This is a genomic window from Bacillus massiliigorillae (assembly GCF_000380245.2).
Classification (GTDB): Bacteria; Bacillota; Bacilli; order Bacillales; family DSM-1321; genus Bacillus_AD; species Bacillus_AD massiliigorillae.
Map to the genome: position 1 here is coordinate 1 of NZ_HG428747.1, position 17,536 is coordinate 17,536.

Here is a 17,536-nt window from a genome sequence, read left to right on the forward strand (position 1 = left end):
GATCATTTCGTTGCCGTTACAGCAGCTTTTATATAATAACATTTTCCGTTGTTTCTTGTCAACAACTTTTTTATTATTATTTTTTCACCGCTCTCAAGCGACTTTATTAAGATAACATTTTCACCGTTATGCTGTCAACAACTTTTTTATTTTAAAATAAAAACTATTGATATGAAGCTTATTAACGTTTGTTTTCTTAAATTTAAACTTCCTAGCAAAGAAAGACTTTTCATTAAAATCTCTCGCTCGGAATTCCAATAATACTATCTTAATATATATAAGTCAATAACTTTTTTATAAAAAACTTTTAGTATATCCTCCTTATCTAATCATCCAATAATAAAAACATCCTTCCATCGTTATTCAGGAAGGATATTTCACTTTTCATTTAAAACAATACGGTCTTATTCTTCTCAACGATGACACGATCTTCAATATGCCATTTCAATCCACGAGCTAGAACGCTTCTTTCTATATTACGGCCGATTTTTTTCAAATCTTCTACAGAATCACGATGACTTACACGATTAATATCTTGTTCAATAATTGGTCCTTCATCTAAATCATTCGTAACATAATGGCAAGTCGCACCGATTAACTTTACGCCTCTTGCATAAGCGCGCTCATATGGACGTGCTCCAATAAATGCTGGTAAGAATGAATGGTGAATATTAATAATTTGACTCGGGAACTGTGCTACAAAGTTTGGCGTTAAAATTTGCATATAACGTGCCAATACAATAACGTCAATTTGGTGGTCTTTTAACATTTGGATTTGTTGTTGTTCAACCTGTTCTCTTATATCCTTATTTGCTGGTATATAGTAGAACGGAATATCTAATGCTTCAACAATCTCTCTCGTATCTTCATGATTACTAATTACCATTACGATGTCCACCATCATATCTCCACTTTGGTATTCCCATAATAGCTCTAATAAACAATGAGGTTCTTTTGAAACAAAAATCGCTGTTTTCTTCAATTCAGAAACATAGCGGAATGAATATTCCATATTAAATTGCTCTGCTATCGTAAGGAAAGCTTCTTCCATACGAGTACGAACCTCTATTAATTGTGGTAGTTCAAATTCCATACGTAAAAAAAACGTTCCATTATCTGGGTCTGAAGAGTGCTGACTGGATTCTACAATATTTGCATTGTACTCATATAAAAAGTTAGAAACAGCGGCTACTATTCCTGGCTGGTCTGGACATTTAATTAACAATCTTGCTCTATTCTCAAATTGCTGCCTGTACACATTTTTTTGCTTTTGCATTAAATCTCTCATAACATCCCTAACCTTTGCTTTAATTTTTAAAATAATTATACAGAAAAATGCAATAAAAAAATATTTATTCAAACTATACAGAAAACTTTAGAGATATTAGCACTCCAGACAACTTTATTCGACAAATTATCACAATTTGTTCATTTTTTCAAGACAATTGGCACATAAATAATAGTGAATGAAGTATAAATGAAGTAAAATAATAGTTAGATATTTATAAACAAACAAAGTATGTAATGGGAAAACATACAAAAACTATACTCAATGTTAATTGTATTGCAGAAAAAACATATAAGGACAGATTTCATGAATTCAAAAAAAATCGCTTGGATTACAGATAGTACAGCCTTTATCACTGATGACTTGAAAAATCATCCGGATCTTTATGTCATTCCTCTTGGCATCAATTTCAATGACGCCTCTTATGAAGACGGTGTAAATTTAACCACTGAAATACTTTACAGAAGCATCAATGAACAAAAAGAAGTTCCAAAAACATCTCAACCATCTGTGGGCAAGGTCGCTGAATTATGCGAGTCACTAAAAAAAGACTATGATGCAGCTATCGCTATCCATGTATCTAGTAAAATCAGTGGCACTCTAGCGAGTGTTGCAGCTGGTGCAGAACTAGCTGAATTCCCAATAGAAGTTGTTGATTCTACCGCTATGTCTTATGTCATTACAACCCTACTTCATAAAGGGATGGATATGTGTAAGCAAGGTATTGACTATAAAGAAATTGCTGACTTCCTCCGTGAAGACGCTACCAAAAACGAAAATTACATTCTTCTTGGAAACCTGGATCAATTCTACAAAGGTGGACGTATGTCTGGTACACAGTACTTACTAGGCAATTTGCTTAAAATTAAACCAATTATCCGTATTCACAAGGGAGAATTTGAGCTATTTGAAAAAGTACGCTCTGAAAAAAGAGCAGTAAAAAAACTGCTTGATCTTTTCGGTGAAGCGTATCAAAAATATACAGTTAATAAAATTGAAATCATGCATGGAAATGTGAAAGCAAAAGCACAGGAATATAAAGAAGAATTTCTGAAACATTATCCAGGCTTAGAAGTAATTATCGGCGAGATTAGCTCTTCTATTGCTGTACATGCAGGTGAAGGAACAATCGCTATTATTTGGCATAACGAGCCTAAATAAGATAAAAAGCAGAGCTATAATAGGTATTCCCTATTTCTAAAGCTCTGCTTTTTTTATATAAAATATAAAGTTACCTCGATTCCACCTTACTTCTTATATATTATCTACCCTTTGTTTTAACCGTATTTTTCAATTTTCAATTATATAATTCCATAAAGCACTTAACATTTACATCTTTTCAATTTATCATTATACAAGAAAAGCTAAATCAAAATTATACGATTTTATTTACATAACTTTATATGTATATCTTCTCACACATTTGTGCTTTTCTATTAATAGAACAAAATATAGAAAGTGAAATTTTTTTCAATACTATTTCAATTAATAGAGAACTTTACTTAAATACAGTAAAATAAGAATATAAAACTAATACTCTTAGTGTGGTTATGCCATACTTATATCAACTATAAATTAATCATGTAAATGTAAAAATTCATGTTAAAGGATAAATGTTATGAAAAAAAAAATTGCTTGGATCACTGACAGTACCGCTTATATACCAGAAGACTTACAAAATCACCCTGACGTTTATGTAGTGCCATTAAGTATTACATTTAGTCATGGGTCGTATGAAGATGGTGTAAATTTAACAACCGAACAGCTTTATACAAATCTCAAAAATGAAAAAGAAATTCCAAAAACCTCTCAACCACCAGTTGGTAGATTTGCTGAGCTATTTGAAAAGCTAAAGGATGACTATGATGCAGCGATTGGTATTCATATTTCAGCTGACTTAAGTGGAACATTGGCAAGCTGTAAAGCTGGTGGAGAATTGGCGAACTTCCCTGTTGAAGTAGTCGACTCTAAAGCTATGGCTATCGCTATCACTCGATTGATTTGGCTTGGAATGGAATTACAAGAACAAGGCATGGATTATAAAGAAATCAGCAAAAAGCTTCAGAAAGATGCCTATAGAATAGAAAATTACATGGTTCTTGGAAACCTGGATCAGTTCTATAAAGGCGGACGTATGTCTGGGACGCAATATTTGCTAGGAAACATTCTACAAATCAAACCGATTATTCGTATTCTCGATGGTAAGTTTGAATTGTTTGAGAAAGTTCGCTCAGAGAAGAAAGCTGTCAAAAGAATGCTTGAACTATTTGAAACAGCCTGTCAAAAGAGTGATATTAATCAAATCTTTGTTATGCACGGAAACGTAATGGAGAAAGCTTTACACTATAAAGAACAATTGTTAAGTAAGCATCCTAATCTTGAAGTCATTATTTCTGAACTAAGTTCTACAGTATCAGTTCATTCAGGTGAAGGCACAATTGTACTAGCTTGGGCAAACGATCCTGTCAATTAAAGCGTGTGTAAGAGAACCTTTCCGGCTTTACAAAAAGCCAGTGAAAGGTTTTCTTTGTGTCGATTAGAAATACATTTCCAAATATGCTATATTAACACATAAACTGTACTGCTTATTTTGTAATAGAACTACTTTTTATATATAATTCAATTAAATGATGAAGAAACGAAAGAGGTTGAATAAAGTGAGTGATAACGCGACAAACGCTTCTAATTTTATTAAAACAATCGTTATTGACGACTTAAAAAGCGGCAAACACGATAGCATCGTAACACGCTTTCCGCCAGAACCAAACGGATATTTACATATCGGTCATGCCAAAAGTATCGTTTTAAATTTTGGATTAGCTGATGAATTCAATGGTAAAACGAATTTACGTTTTGACGATACAAACCCTTTAAAAGAAGATCAAGAATACGTTGATGCTATTAAAGAAGATGTGAAATGGTTAGGTTATGACTGGGATAATTTATTCTTTGCATCCGACTATTTTGATTTTATGTATGAGAAAGCAATCCTTCTTATTAAAAAAGGCTTAGCTTATGTGGATGATTTATCAGCTGAAGAAATTCGCGAATACCGTGGAACTTTAACAGAGCCGGGGAAGGAAAGTCCTTTCCGTAATCGCACAGTAGAAGAGAACCTTGAATTATTCGAGCAAATGAAAGATGGTAAATTCGGTAACGGAGAAAAAGTATTACGTGCCAAAATCGATATGAGTTCACCTAATATTAATCTACGTGACCCTGTTATTTATCGTATTGCTCACGCAACACATCATAATACAGGTGACAAATGGTGCATATATCCAATGTATGCATTCGCACATCCTTTAGAAGATGCTCTTGAAGGTGTTACACACTCTATTTGTACATTAGAATTCGAAGATCAAAGACCTCTATATGATTGGGTTATTGAGAGTTGTGAAACGGAAGCAAAGCCACATCAATATGAATTTGGTCGTTTAAATTTAACAGATACAGTAATGAGTAAACGTAAGTTAAAGCAACTTGTTGATGAAGAAGTAGTTGACGGTTGGGATGACCCACGTATGCCAACAATTTCTGGTTTACGTCGCAGAGGCTTCACACCTGAAAGTATCCGTAACTTCTGCCGTGAAATTGGTGTTGCAAAAACATCTGGTATCGTTGATGTACAAATGCTTGAGCACTTTGTACGTGAAGACTTAAAACTAAAAGCACCTCGTACAATGGGTATTGTTAAACCACTTAAAGTCGTGATTACAAACTACCCAGAAGGACAAGTTGAAATGCTTGATGCAGAAATCAATCCAGAGAATGAAGAAATGGGTATGCGCCAAATTCCATTCTCTCGTGAAATTTATATTGAACAAGAAGATTTCATGGAAAATCCACCGAAGAAATATTTCCGTCTATTCCCAGGTAATGAAGTTCGCTTAAAACACGCTTATTTCATTAAATGTGAAGAAGTTATTAAAGACGAAAATGGAAACGTAGTGGAGCTTCACTGCACATATGATCCAAAAACAAAGAGTGGTTCAGGCTTTAATGAACGTAAAGTAAAAGGCACTCTTCATTGGGTAGAAGCTACACAAGCAGTTCCAGCGGAATTCCGTCTGTTCAATCCTCTTCTACAAGAAGATGATGAAGAGTCAACTGAAGAGAAAACTTTCATGGACCAAGTGAATCCAAACTCTTTAGAGATACACGAAGGTTTTGTTGAAGCAAACATGAAAGATGTAAAGGGTGGAGACAAGTTCCAATTCTTCCGCCACGGCTACTTCAATGTAGATCCTAAATTAACTACAGCTGAAAAACCTGTATTTAACTTAATCGTTTCATTGAAAAGCTCTTTTAAAATTTAATGTTTAGTCAGCAGAAGTAATTCTGCTTCGGGTAGGAGAATGTTCCGTGAATCAAAATGACAAATTCACGGAACAGCCTCCTTTTTTGATTGGAAGTAATACAAGAAAAATAATCATCATCCAAAAAGAGCAGCGACGGTTTTTCTTGTTATACCTTATTTTTACTTTTTTACTGAATATGGAGGAATTTTCACCGCTTGTTCCACCGTTGTTATATAATAATTATTTGTGATACATTGTACTTATCGCTATGTTTAAATAATATTTTTGGAAGGTTGGAATTATATGAGGAACTTTTTCAATAATTATAAAATGACCCTTCTATTACTACTTGGAATCATTATTGGTGGTATTGCTGGAGTTATTTTTGGTCCAAAAGCTTCTGTCGTGAAGCCATTTGGAGACTTGTTCTTAAACTTAATGTTTATGATTATTGTTCCGCTTGTATTCTTCAGCATTGCGTCAGCTATTGCGAATATGACGGAAATGAAGCGTTTAGGAAAAATTATGGGCAGTATTCTACTTGTCTTCTTCGTAACAGCAACTATTGCCGGTGTCATTGGTATTATCGGTGTTTCTATCGTTAATCCACTTGAAGGCACTGATACTACCGCTATTAAAGAATTAATGACAACAAGTGATGTCGATCCTGCTGTTGAAGAAGTAACATTTCTAGATAAACTTGTTCAAACAGTAACAGTGTCAGATTTCTCGAATTTACTTTCGAAAAGTAATATGCTGCAACTTATTATCTTTTCCATTCTATTTGGATTAGCAACAGCTTTTGCTAAAGAGAAAGGTAAGCCAATTGCAAGCTTCCTATCATCTGGTACAGAAGTTATGATGAAGATGGTCTCTTTCATCATGTACTATGCACCAATCGGACTTGGCTGTTATTTTGCTTCTGTAATTGGTGATTTAGGTGCTTCCATCTTAGAGGGATATGCACGTGTATTCGTTCTATATCTTGTCATCACCGTTATTTATTTTGTTGGATTCTTTACGTTATATGCATATTTTGCTGGTGGAAAACTAGGCATACAAGTATTTTGGAAAAATGTATTGCCACCATCTGTTACTGCCGTTGCTACATGCTCAAGTGCGGCATCTATTCCGGTAAACTTAGATTCAACGAAAAAAATGGGTGTACCTACAGATATAGCCGAAACTGTTATTCCACTTGGAGCAAACACGCATAAAGATGGCTCTGTTTTAGGTGGAGTTATGAAGGTTGTCTTCTTATTCGCCTTATTCGGTAAGGACATGACGAGTGTTTCAAGTCTCTTAAGTATTTTAGTTGTTTCTTTCCTTGTTGGTGCTGTTATGGGTGCTATTCCTGGCGGTGGTATGATTGGAGAAATGCTTATCCTAAGTATTTTCGGATTCCCAGTAGAATCACTACCAATCATCGCTGTAATTAGTACGATTATTGATGCTCCAGCTACACTTTTAAATAGTACAGGTAACACAGTTTGTGCCATGATGGTCACACGCCTTGTTGAAGGTAAAGACTGGTTGAAGAAAAAAGTAGCAGTTGCTTAATTAGTAAAACCATCACCGGTCTTTTTTAATTGATGTCTTTTCTCCTTGATTTACTCCCAATCAAAAAAGAGCTATGCTCGGAAATAAGATGAGCTTATTTCCGAGCATAGCAGGTGTAAGGTTAGACAACATAGAAGGGGCTATCCTCTAAAGTCAAAAACAACGACTTTTTGGGTAGCCCCTCTTCTATTTTTCTGGCGAAAGTGGCAACAACACTTTAAAGCTGGTTCTTTGTTCATTGCTCGTAACCTCAATAGAACCACGATGTGAATCGACTATCCCTTTTGCAATCGCCAAACCTAAGCCTGTTCCTCCTGTTTCAGAGGATCTAGAGGATTCTACTCGGTATAATCTGTCGAATAACAACGGTATTGCCGCTTGTGGAATCGGATCACCTATATTAACAATAGTCACAGTTGCGAATCCATCTTCTCTATCAACGATAATATCAATATCCTTACCTTCATATCCATACTTAAGTGCATTCGAAATAATATTTTCAAATACCCGTACTAGCTTATCCGGATCAGCTTGAAAGATTACGTTCATTTCTTTTTCTACTAAATCAATGCAAACGCCTCTCTTACCAGATTCGGGCAAGAATTGAGCAACTAGCTGTTTCAGCAATTCATTTAAATTCAATCGTATCGTATTGAGAACGATTTCATCATTTTGAAGCTTCGTAAACTCGAATAAATCATTCACCATTCGCTTTAAACGAATCGACTTTTCATAAGCAATATCTGCATAATACATCAGTTCCACTTCATCTTTATACTTATTGCTCTCAATCAATTGCAAATACCCAATCATTGATGTTAAAGGTGTTCGTAAATCATGAGATACATTCGTAATCAATTCGTTCTTCAAATTGCTTACACGCTTTTCTTCCTTAATCAGATAATCTAACTGCCTTTTCATCAACTCTAGATTTTCTAGTACATGCAGAGGTATGTTCGTAGAATCTTTCGGAATCTTTACATCAAAGTTACCTTCAGATAACTCCATCGTCACATGCTCCACTTGCGTAAAATAAACACTCCATTTACGAATCAACCAAATAAAATAAATGAATTGGAATATAAGAATAAGCGCTAAAACGAAAGGTGATAATCCATATCCGTAATAATACTTTCTCATGGTTATACCGATAAACTCCGTAGCGGATGAATTCTTATAAATTTTATATAAAAACAATAATAATACCGTACTCGTAACAGCTGACAACACTAAGCTATAGACAAAAACAAGTATTAATCGAAGATGCAGAGAACGACGTATATTATTTTTCAATTTTGTATCCTACTCCCCAAATCGTCTTAATAACCTTGTAACCAAGCTCCTTCTCTAATTTATCTCGAAGATTACTAATATGAACCATGATTGTATTATTTGCATTCATATAGGATTCCTTCCAAACGAGCTGATATAATTCCTCCGCACTATATACACGTCCAGGATTAGAAGCAAGAATCGTCAAGATACTAAACTCTTTTGCAGTAAGTAAGATGACTTTTCCTGCTGCTTTGACCGTATGTGACTGTTGATCAATTTCCAAGTTATCAATTAAAATAAGATCACTTTGAGGTTTGCTTACGTACTGATAAACTCTACGTAACAATGTTTTCACACGTGCTACCACTTCTAATGGATTGAAGGGCTTTGTTAAATAATCATCGGCACCGCTCATCAAACCACTAATTTTATCTATATCCTCTGACTTAGCCGTAAGCATCAGAATTGGTACAAGACTATCCTGTTCACGCAAACGTCTGCACACTTCCATTCCATCCATAACAGGCATCATTAAATCCAGTATGAGTAAATCAATATTCTCTTTATTCATTAATTCCAATGCTTCTTTGCCATTACTAGCTCTATGAATCAGAAAGCCTTCATTTTTCAAGTAAATGGAAATCAAATTCACGATTTCCTGGTCATCATCCACTACAAGAATCTGCTTCAAGGCAATCCATCCCTTCTCTGTAATCCATCATTTTTTACGAAATCTTCATAAAAATTATATCATAGTGTATTTAGCCACCATAGTTGATGCCAGCATTCAATAATGCGGTTGAATCTTGAAAGATATCTTCTTTAGTTGAATCAAAAACAAGGGCAATTAAATGTCGTCCATCTACTTTAATAGAAGAAATTAAACATCTCCCTGCTTCATCTGTAAATCCAGTCTTGATTCCATCCACGCCCTCGAAATAATGCTCATTATCTGGATCTAGAAGCATATTCGTATTTTTGAAAGTAACAGATTTGTCTCGATAAGATGATTGCGACACAATATCCATGAACCCCTCCATCTTCATAGCTGCCTGTGTAATCAATGCCATATCGTATGCCGTTGTATAGTGATTACGATTATGAAGTCCATTTGAATTAACGAAGTGTGAATGATTTGCTCCTAGCTTCTTCGCATATCTGTTCATTTCATCCACAAATGCGGCTGTTGCCTTTTGTTGACTTAAGCCTTCATCTCCCGCTATTTTCTTCCCAATATTAACAGCAATTGTTCTCGCTGCATCATTTCCAGACGGCAACATTAAACCTGCCAGTATCTCTCGTAGTGTATACGTACTGCCTTCCATTAAATAAGCTGTACTTTCCCCCTTCACTTTAGCATTCACTTCATCACCGATTGTCATCTCTTCGTTTAAGTCCCCATATTTCAAGGCTAGTAATGTCGTAAGAATTTTGGTCGTACTAGCAGGGTATATACGTTTATTAGCATTCTTGTCATATAAAATCGTTCCATCGCGATCATCTATTAATAGCGCTACAGATCCTGTCAAACCTAAATTCTGTATATGAACGCCTTCTGCTTGTTTCATTTTACTAGGTGAAGTTTGAGTTAGTCCTTGAAGATCAAGACTTTTACCATACGTATTCCATCCCCATACACCCGTTATCAATATTATAAATAAAATAAATACCTTACCAGTTCTCTTCATTTTTTTCATCTCCGTCATGTCAGTTTCCATACTTTAATTGTAGGAAATGACTCTAAAGAGAAATGAAAGAAAAGCTTAAGAAAAACTTAAATTTGTAAAAAAAAACCGTCACCGGTCTTTTTTGATTGTCTTTTATGCTCCTTGAGCTACCCCAAATCAAAAAAGAGCTATGCGGCAGAAATAAGACGAGCTGTTCTTGAAAACCCGCTTTTGGTTTTCAAAACAGATTGACTTATTTCCGAGCATAGCAGGTGTAAGGTTGGACAGAGAAAAACCGTCACCGGTCTTTTTTGATTGTCTTTTATGCTCCTTGAGCTACCCCCAAATCAAAAAAGAGCTATGCGGCAGAAATAAGACGAGCTGTTCTTGAAAACCCGCTTTTGGTTTTCAAAACAGATTGACTTATTTCCGAGCATAGCAGGTGTAAGGTTGGACAGAGAAAAACCAACGTTAGTCTTTGTTTTTTTATTCTTCAACTACAACATATTGATTAACTGGGCGACCGATTCCTCCGTATTGTATAATGATTTCCACCTTATTTTGTTTCTCTAAGTAGTCCAAATATCTTCTTGCCGTAACACGAGCTAGCCCGACACCCTTTGATACTTCTTCAGCAGAAATGGGATTTGTTTGCGAGCTTATATAAGAAACGATTTTATCTAAGGTAGCTGGATTAAGCCCTTTCGGCAAACAATCATTTGGATGTTCCTTTTCATTTGATTGCTGGGAATGGAATATGTGATCCAATTCCTTTTGTGTAAATCCATCTTCGCTATCCATTCGTTGTTTATAATCTGAGTACCTATCTAAAGATTGTTTTACTCGTTCAAAGGTAAACGGCTTCATTATATAATCAAAAACACCATATTGCAGAACATGTTGCACGGTTTTCATATCATTTGCTGCCGTTACGGTAATAACGTCCACGGGTAATTTTTTACCTCGTATCTTTTCAATTGTCAAAAGGCCATCCTGCTCTGGCATATAGATATCCATAAATACTAGATTTGGCTTTAATTTTTCTATTTGTGAAATACCTTCCACTCCATTGCTAGCAAAACCAACCACTGTATACCCCTTAACCTTTTCTATGAACTGACGATTCACCTCACGCACCATCGGATCATCTTCTATTAATAAAACCGTAATGTTCCCCATACAAACCACCCTCTACATATCAAATGTAATGATAAAGCTTGTCCCTTCATTCAGAGCACTCTCTACTTGTATCGTTCCATGTCCTTTTTTGACAATCTCATAAATCAAATGTAAACCAATTCCCCGACTCATACCTTGCTTAGTCGAGTATCCTTGTTCAAAAATCGTATCAATCTTATTCGGAGGAATTCCCAATCCATTGTCCTCTACTAATATAGAAAGCAACCCATCTTCTTGATCTATGCTAATAGCTATTTTCTTATCTTCAATAGTAGTTGCTTGAACAGCATCAAAAGCATTATTAATTAGATTTCCAAGAATAATAACAAAATCATGCTGATCAAGCCCTTTAGGAAAATGAGTAAATTTACTGTTCCGATCAATTTCTACAGTAATTCCCAATTCCTTTCCATGACCAATTTTACTGAGAAGTAATCCTGATAAATGATCATTTTTTATTTTTTGGTCTAAAAATTTCGTTAATTCCTCTTGTTCTTCTTTAACTTGAAAAATATATTCTAAAGCACGATCATAATGATTCAGTTGAATCAGCCCAGCAATAGTATGCAATTTATTTTTATGTTCATGATTTTGAATCCGCAAAGCTTGAACAAATGCTTTTACACCTGTTAATTCTTCCGCCAACTTCTTCACTTCAGTCCGGTCCTGGAAGATTGCTACTGCACCGACCGTATAATCATTAACTTCAATCGGTATGCGATTACTTAAAATATTTCGACTATTAATTTGTAGCTCTTTATTATAAATTGGATAATTATAATCTAGTATTTCTGGAAGGCGTGTATCTGGAACAATGTCATAAATAGATTTGCCAACCAAATTTACTCCTTCTACCCCTAGTATTTCTCGTGCTTTATTATTGAAAATGGTGACAACTAAATTATTATCAATCGCAATAATTCCTTCATGCATAGCATTAAACGTTTCACTTCTTTCCACGTAAAGCCTAGAAATTTCATGAGGTTCTAATCCAAACATTTGTCTCTTCATATGTCGCGCAAGCGCCCAAGCTCCCCATCCTCCGAAGAATAGCGAAAACATGGTCGTAAGTAAGATTTCTTTCTTAAGACTCATCAAAATTTCCCACATAGTTGGAAGAACATAACCTGCTATAACAACCCCTACTTGCTCATGTTGCTCATCCATAATTGGAACAAAAGCTCGAACAACGGTCCCTACTTCTCCTTTTGCTTTCGATAAATATGTATGCTCAAAAAAAGAAGCATTTTCATCAGCTGTTTTAGATTTAGTTCCAATCATTTCAGAAATAGGATGAGAAAGACGAACTCGATCCATATTGAGAACAACAATATAATCAGCTTTATTGATTACACGAATTCTTTCAACGATAGGATCAATTTGTTTAGAAGCAACTTCTCCTTCTTTCAAATATTGCTGTATTTCTGGCAACTCGGCTACCGTTCGTGCCATTAGCATAGAGCGATTACTTAATTCACTTTCTTTCGTTTCCATAATGTTATTAAAAATAAAAATACCGGCAACTAAGAAAGAAAGAGCAATGATGAAGAAAGTAAGGGCTATGATTTTCCAATGAATCGGAATACGCTTCATACTCATATGTTCCTTTCCTATCTAAGAATAATCTTCTTAATATTGTATCACGTCCCGTCATGTTACAATATTAAGAAGATTCCAAAGAAATGACGTGATACCATTTGCGATATTTTATGAGTATATCAACAACATTTGTTATTTTAATATTATTATATATTGGTTATCAGCATAATTTCGGTATGGATTCCGATTTACCGACTGATGAAGAACAAGCTGGACTCAATGACCAAATTGTTATTAATTTTAGTCATGTAGTAGCTGAAAACACACCAAAAGGACTAGCGGCTAATAAGTTCGCTAAACTAGTCGAACAGAAAACAAATGGGAAAGTGAAAGTAGAAGTGTATCCCAATAGTATGCTCTATTCAGACGATAATGAAATACAAGCTTTACAAAATGGGGATATTCAAATGATTGCACCCTCTTTCTCTAACCTTACAAAAAGCATTCCAGAATGGCAGGTACTCGATCTACCATACATCTTTCGAGATTATGAAGATATTCAACAAGTTTTTACCGGAGAAACTAGTAAAGAGTTGCTCGATATGCTTAATGACATGAATATAAAAGGCATGGCTTTTTGGAGCAATGGCTTTAAGCAAATGACTTCAAATCAAAGACCTCTTATTCATGTAGAAGATTTCAAAGGGTTGAAAGTACGTACTATGCCAAGCGATATTCTTCAACAACAATTTACTATGTTAAAAGCTTCGCCGTCTGATATAGGTTTTGATAAAGTGTTTTCGGCTTTAGAAAAGAACGTCATTGATACAGAAGAAAACACAATCTCTAATATTTATTCAAAAGGTTTCTATAAAGCGCAAAAATATATGACAATAAGTAATCATGGTATTCTAGGATATGCTGTCATGATGAACGAAGATTTTTGGAATAGCTTACCGAAGGATATTCAGGAGAAAATACAGGAGTCCATAGAGGAAACAACGCTTTGGAACATGAAGCAATCCGAGAAAATGAATAAAGATGATTTAGAAAAAATAAAGAAGGATTCTTCTCTAAGCATATATACTCTACCCGAATCGATTCAAAAAGAATGGATGAAAAAATGGGATCCGCTCTATCAGCATTATGAAGAAGAGATTAATCCAAAATTAATTAAACAGATTCAACATGAGTTACAACAACACTGAAAATTTTGCTTGATATATAGGACTTTACCGTAATCCACGGTAAGGTCCTTTCTCTTGAGACCAAAAAGAACAAAAAGACCTTTATCACCATAAAACCAATTTTGCTTCATTTTCCGTTATGATGATAAAAACTTTGAAAGCGGTAACAAGCATAATTTGAAAGAAGGGGTAACCATGAAGATTAATTTTAAAAATCTAACGGTTCAAGTTATTTCTGGTATTATCTTAGGGATTATAGTAGGAGCCATCTTTCCTGAATTTGGAGCACAACTTAAAGTACTCGCAGATATCTTTATTAAGTTGATAAAAATGCTTATTGCTCCAATTATTTTCCTAACTGTCGTTATTGGGATTGGTAGCATGGGCAATCTTAAGAAAGTCGGGAAAATTGGTGGTAAAGCACTTATTTACTTTGAAATTGTTTCATCCATTGCTTTGGCAATTGGACTTATTGTCGTGAATCTCATTCAACCAGGTAAAGGGCTTAACACAGATGGCCTGAAAGCTGGAGATGTTTCACAATATACACAGCAAGCAGCTGAAAGCGAACATGGATTTGTTAACTTTATTATGGATATTATTCCTGAAAACGTAGTAGGTGCTCTAGCTAATGGTCAACTACTTCCAGTACTATTCTCTGCTGTACTGTTCGGTTTAGCAGCAGCGTCTATTGGTGAAAAAGCAAAGCCTGTCATTTCTTTCTTTGAAAATGTGGCAGAAATTTTCTTCAAAATCGTAAATATGGTTATGAAGATATCACCTCTTGCCGCATTTGGAGCAATGGCTTATACAATCGGTAACTTCGGTTTAAGTTCACTTACATCACTTGGTAAACTAATGGGTTCAGTTTATTTAACAATGTTCCTATTCGTTATTTTAGTTTTAGGCGGAATCGCAAAATTCTATGGCTTTAATATCTTTAAGTTTTTAGCATATATCAAAGAAGAGATTCTACTTGTTCTTGGTACATCTTCTTCAGAGTCTGCTTTACCAGGTATTATGAAGCGCTTAGAGAACTATGGTTGTTCTAAACAAGTGGTTGGTTTAGTTGTCCCTACAGGGTACTCCTTCAACCTAGATGGTACATCCATCTATTTATCAATGGCAGCTATTTTCATAGCACAAGCGTACGGAGTGGATTTATCACTTGGACAAGAGTTACTATTACTCGGAATTCTCATGTTAACATCTAAAGGAGCCGCTGGTGTTACTGGATCTGGCTTTATCACACTAGCTGCTACACTTGCAGCATTCCCGATGATTCCAGTAGCAGGAATTGCCTTATTACTAGGTGTCGATCGCTTCATGTCTGAAGCACGTGCGATTACAAACTTAATTGGAAATAGCGTAGCAACAGTTGTTATTTCTAAAATGGAAAATGAATTCAATCCTCCATTAGAGTTAGCAAAAGATAAAAACAATAAGAATGACACCAATCACGAAGCAATATAAAGATTTACTTTTTAAAAAACCATGGCTTGTTCAACCAAGCCATGGTTTTTTGTTATTACTTAAAATTGCGCTACTTTACTATTCGTTTCAGCAGTTGGAATGCCAGCCCCTTCAGGGATTAATCCAAACTTTTGACCAATCTTAAGTAGGTTAGCAGTCATCTCTTCTGTTATCTTTGCAATATCATTTTCAGATATTCCGACAAGATTAATAGCTTCCTTCTCATTTATTTTTGGCATATCAATCTTATCTTTTAAAACTGTTTCTGTATCTACGTCAGCTTTAAAAGTAATCGTTTCAGTACCTTCTCCTCCGGTAACTTCTATAGCAAATTTCTGCTTAGAATACTCTTCTTTAAGATTAATATCATTGTTTTGCTTTACTTTTCCTTTCAAAACGAAAGCATCATTTGATTGACTACCCTCATTTACAACAAACTCAATTACTCTATCAATATCTTGTTTACTAGCCTTCTTACCATTAAACGTACTCTTCATGGAAATGTCTAGCCCTTGTTCTGGTTCACCGCTAGATGCGATTGAAAAATGAACTTTCATATCTTCATTTCGTTTGTCACCAGTTGTTGCAATATCATTGTTATATTGAACTACTAGTTTATCAGCATTAGTTTTACCAGATGTTATTTCCATTTTAATTTCCTTGAATTGTTTGTTATCTCCATAAGGCACATCTTTACCATTCACTACTAAATTCACTTTTTCAGTACCATCATCAATTGTCATTTTCATTTTACGATCAACGATTTGTTCATTTTTATCTAGTAAAAGTGTAGATGTAAAGCCAGCTGGATACTTAACATCCTTCATCGATTCCTTCATATCTTTTAATGACTGTACTAACTCTTCCTTCAGTTGCTTTGCGTCTGGCAATGCAACACTTGGATCAACTGAGGCCATTCCTGCTTTAGACATTTTCTCCATGCGAGTAACTAACATATTATGAAGCTCTGTATCTTTGATTAAATAATCCATAAAATTATTTATCAGCTTTTCCGTTTCACTAGATGAAAGTTTAAGCGTTACTTCCTTCAATGTTAGCTTTTCACCCTTCTGTTCATAATCGACTGATTTTTGTACAGAGAAGTTTTTCTCATCCAATTGCTCTGTAATAAACGTTGCGTAATGTTCTTGAATATACTTCTTTTCCTTTTCCGTAAACTGATAATCTTTCATATCAAATTGATAATCTGAGAAATCTAGTTTTTCTGGACCGACATAATTCGGATCAATTGTACGCATGAGACTTCCATATTCATCTAGATTAAAATAGAAAGCTTTTTCATATAATGCAGGTATTTTTATTCCAATACGTTCTTTCGTTTGAAAAACCTCTGCATCAATTGCTTTCTTCTTATCTATATTTACCGCTATATTTGAGTAGTTTTGCTGCTTAATAGGATCTTGCTCTGCTTTAAAAGAGATTGAAGCTTTATTTAAAAATTCCTTGAACATCGTAAAATCAGGATCATTGTTCAGGGATGGGCTATCTATTCCACCTGTAAATTCCACTTTAGAGCTAGATGGTTTCTCTAACATTTTTTCTTGAAATGCAAGAGCGTCACCATATTGGTCATCAAAATCTGCTTTCATTTGCTGTAAATTATTGTATTCTGCTAATAAATATAATTCTTTTGGCGTTTTTTGTAAAAGCATTGCCGCTGTTACAGAAACAGCAGCTAAAAGTACAAAAATAGTTGTAAGAATCAATGTCTTTCTACCAAATGTTTTCTTAGCTACAGGAGGTACAGTTGTTCCAGCTAATTGTGCTGTGGCTGATGTTTCTTGCATTGTTTGTTTCGCTACATGCTCCGCAGAAAAACCGCAAGCTTCACAACTATGATCTCCTTCACTTATTTGTTTCCCACATGATTGACAATACTTCACTCGGTTCCCTTCTTCCTTAAAAAATTAATAAATGAATCAAATTATGCCTAACATTTCTTACTTTATCATTTTCCATGGGTATTTTTAACAATTCGACAAAAATCACAACTTAATTCCTATACTTATTTTTAACAAAAGCATAAAAGGGCTGCCTAAAAAGTAA

Annotated in this window: 13 protein-coding genes; 6 read left to right on the forward strand and 7 right to left on the reverse strand. The window is 34.8% G+C overall.

Going from position 1 to position 17,536, the window contains the following annotated elements; genetic code table 11:
- Positions 1 to 388 precede the first annotated feature (388 nt).
- Positions 389 to 1,288: a formyltetrahydrofolate deformylase gene (purU, locus tag TX86_RS23705; protein WP_042352997.1), complete on the reverse strand. Its 900-nt coding sequence runs from the start codon at positions 1,286 to 1,288 to the stop codon at positions 389 to 391.
- Positions 1,289 to 1,594: 306 nt separating this feature from the next.
- Here purU and TX86_RS23710 point away from each other — a divergent pair, with 306 nt between their 5' ends.
- The 4 genes from TX86_RS23710 (at position 1,595) to TX86_RS23730 (ending at position 7,149) form a co-directional block, all read left to right on the forward strand.
- Positions 1,595 to 2,449: a DegV family protein gene (locus TX86_RS23710; protein ID WP_042352806.1), complete on the forward strand. Its 855-nt coding sequence runs from the start codon at positions 1,595 to 1,597 to the stop codon at positions 2,447 to 2,449.
- A 457-nt stretch (positions 2,450 to 2,906) separates the two neighbouring features.
- On the forward strand, positions 2,907 to 3,761 hold the full coding sequence (locus TX86_RS23715; protein ID WP_042352807.1) for a DegV family protein: 855 nt from the start codon (positions 2,907 to 2,909) through the stop codon (positions 3,759 to 3,761).
- 157 nt (positions 3,762 to 3,918) lie between these two features.
- Entirely contained in the window at positions 3,919 to 5,607 is a 1,689-nt protein-coding gene (locus TX86_RS23720) for a glutamine--tRNA ligase/YqeY domain fusion protein (protein ID WP_042352998.1), read from the forward strand.
- A gap of 285 nt (positions 5,608 to 5,892) precedes the next feature.
- Positions 5,893 to 7,149, forward strand: coding sequence for a dicarboxylate/amino acid:cation symporter (locus TX86_RS23730; RefSeq protein WP_042352809.1), 1,257 nt, complete (start codon positions 5,893 to 5,895; stop codon positions 7,147 to 7,149).
- Positions 7,150 to 7,335: 186 nt separating this feature from the next.
- Here TX86_RS23730 and TX86_RS23735 read toward each other — a convergent pair whose 3' ends face one another.
- The 5 genes from TX86_RS23735 to TX86_RS23755 form a co-directional block, all read right to left on the reverse strand.
- Complete coding sequence (locus tag TX86_RS23735; protein ID WP_042352810.1) at positions 7,336 to 8,442, reverse strand: sensor histidine kinase; 1,107 nt, start codon at positions 8,440 to 8,442, stop codon at positions 7,336 to 7,338.
- On the reverse strand, positions 8,432 to 9,115 hold the full coding sequence (locus TX86_RS23740) for a response regulator transcription factor (RefSeq protein ID WP_042352812.1): 684 nt from the start codon (positions 9,113 to 9,115) through the stop codon (positions 8,432 to 8,434). Before TX86_RS23740 ends, TX86_RS23735 begins: the two co-directional genes overlap by 11 nt.
- A gap of 70 nt (positions 9,116 to 9,185) precedes the next feature.
- Positions 9,186 to 10,112, reverse strand: a complete 927-nt coding sequence (locus tag TX86_RS23745; RefSeq protein ID WP_052343883.1) for a D-alanyl-D-alanine carboxypeptidase family protein — start codon at positions 10,110 to 10,112, stop codon at positions 9,186 to 9,188.
- A 465-nt stretch (positions 10,113 to 10,577) separates the two neighbouring features.
- The gene (locus TX86_RS23750; protein ID WP_042352813.1) at positions 10,578 to 11,270 is read right to left on the reverse strand and encodes a response regulator; all 693 of its coding nucleotides are present in this window, start codon (positions 11,268 to 11,270) and stop codon (positions 10,578 to 10,580) included.
- Positions 11,271 to 11,282: 12 nt separating this feature from the next.
- Complete coding sequence (locus tag TX86_RS23755; protein WP_042353002.1) at positions 11,283 to 12,863, reverse strand: ATP-binding protein; 1,581 nt, start codon at positions 12,861 to 12,863, stop codon at positions 11,283 to 11,285.
- 116 nt (positions 12,864 to 12,979) lie between these two features.
- Here TX86_RS23755 and TX86_RS23760 point away from each other — a divergent pair, with 116 nt between their 5' ends.
- Both TX86_RS23760 and TX86_RS23765 read left to right on the forward strand, forming a co-directional pair.
- Positions 12,980 to 14,017, forward strand: a complete 1,038-nt coding sequence (locus TX86_RS23760; protein WP_042352814.1) for a DctP family TRAP transporter solute-binding subunit — start codon at positions 12,980 to 12,982, stop codon at positions 14,015 to 14,017.
- A 174-nt stretch (positions 14,018 to 14,191) separates the two neighbouring features.
- Positions 14,192 to 15,469, forward strand: coding sequence for a dicarboxylate/amino acid:cation symporter (locus tag TX86_RS23765; RefSeq protein ID WP_042352816.1), 1,278 nt, complete (start codon positions 14,192 to 14,194; stop codon positions 15,467 to 15,469).
- 59 nt (positions 15,470 to 15,528) lie between these two features.
- Here TX86_RS23765 and TX86_RS23770 read toward each other — a convergent pair whose 3' ends face one another.
- Positions 15,529 to 17,373, reverse strand: a complete 1,845-nt coding sequence (locus tag TX86_RS23770) for a zinc ribbon domain-containing protein (RefSeq protein WP_042352817.1) — start codon at positions 17,371 to 17,373, stop codon at positions 15,529 to 15,531.
- Between the last annotated feature and the right edge of the window lie 163 nt (positions 17,374 to 17,536).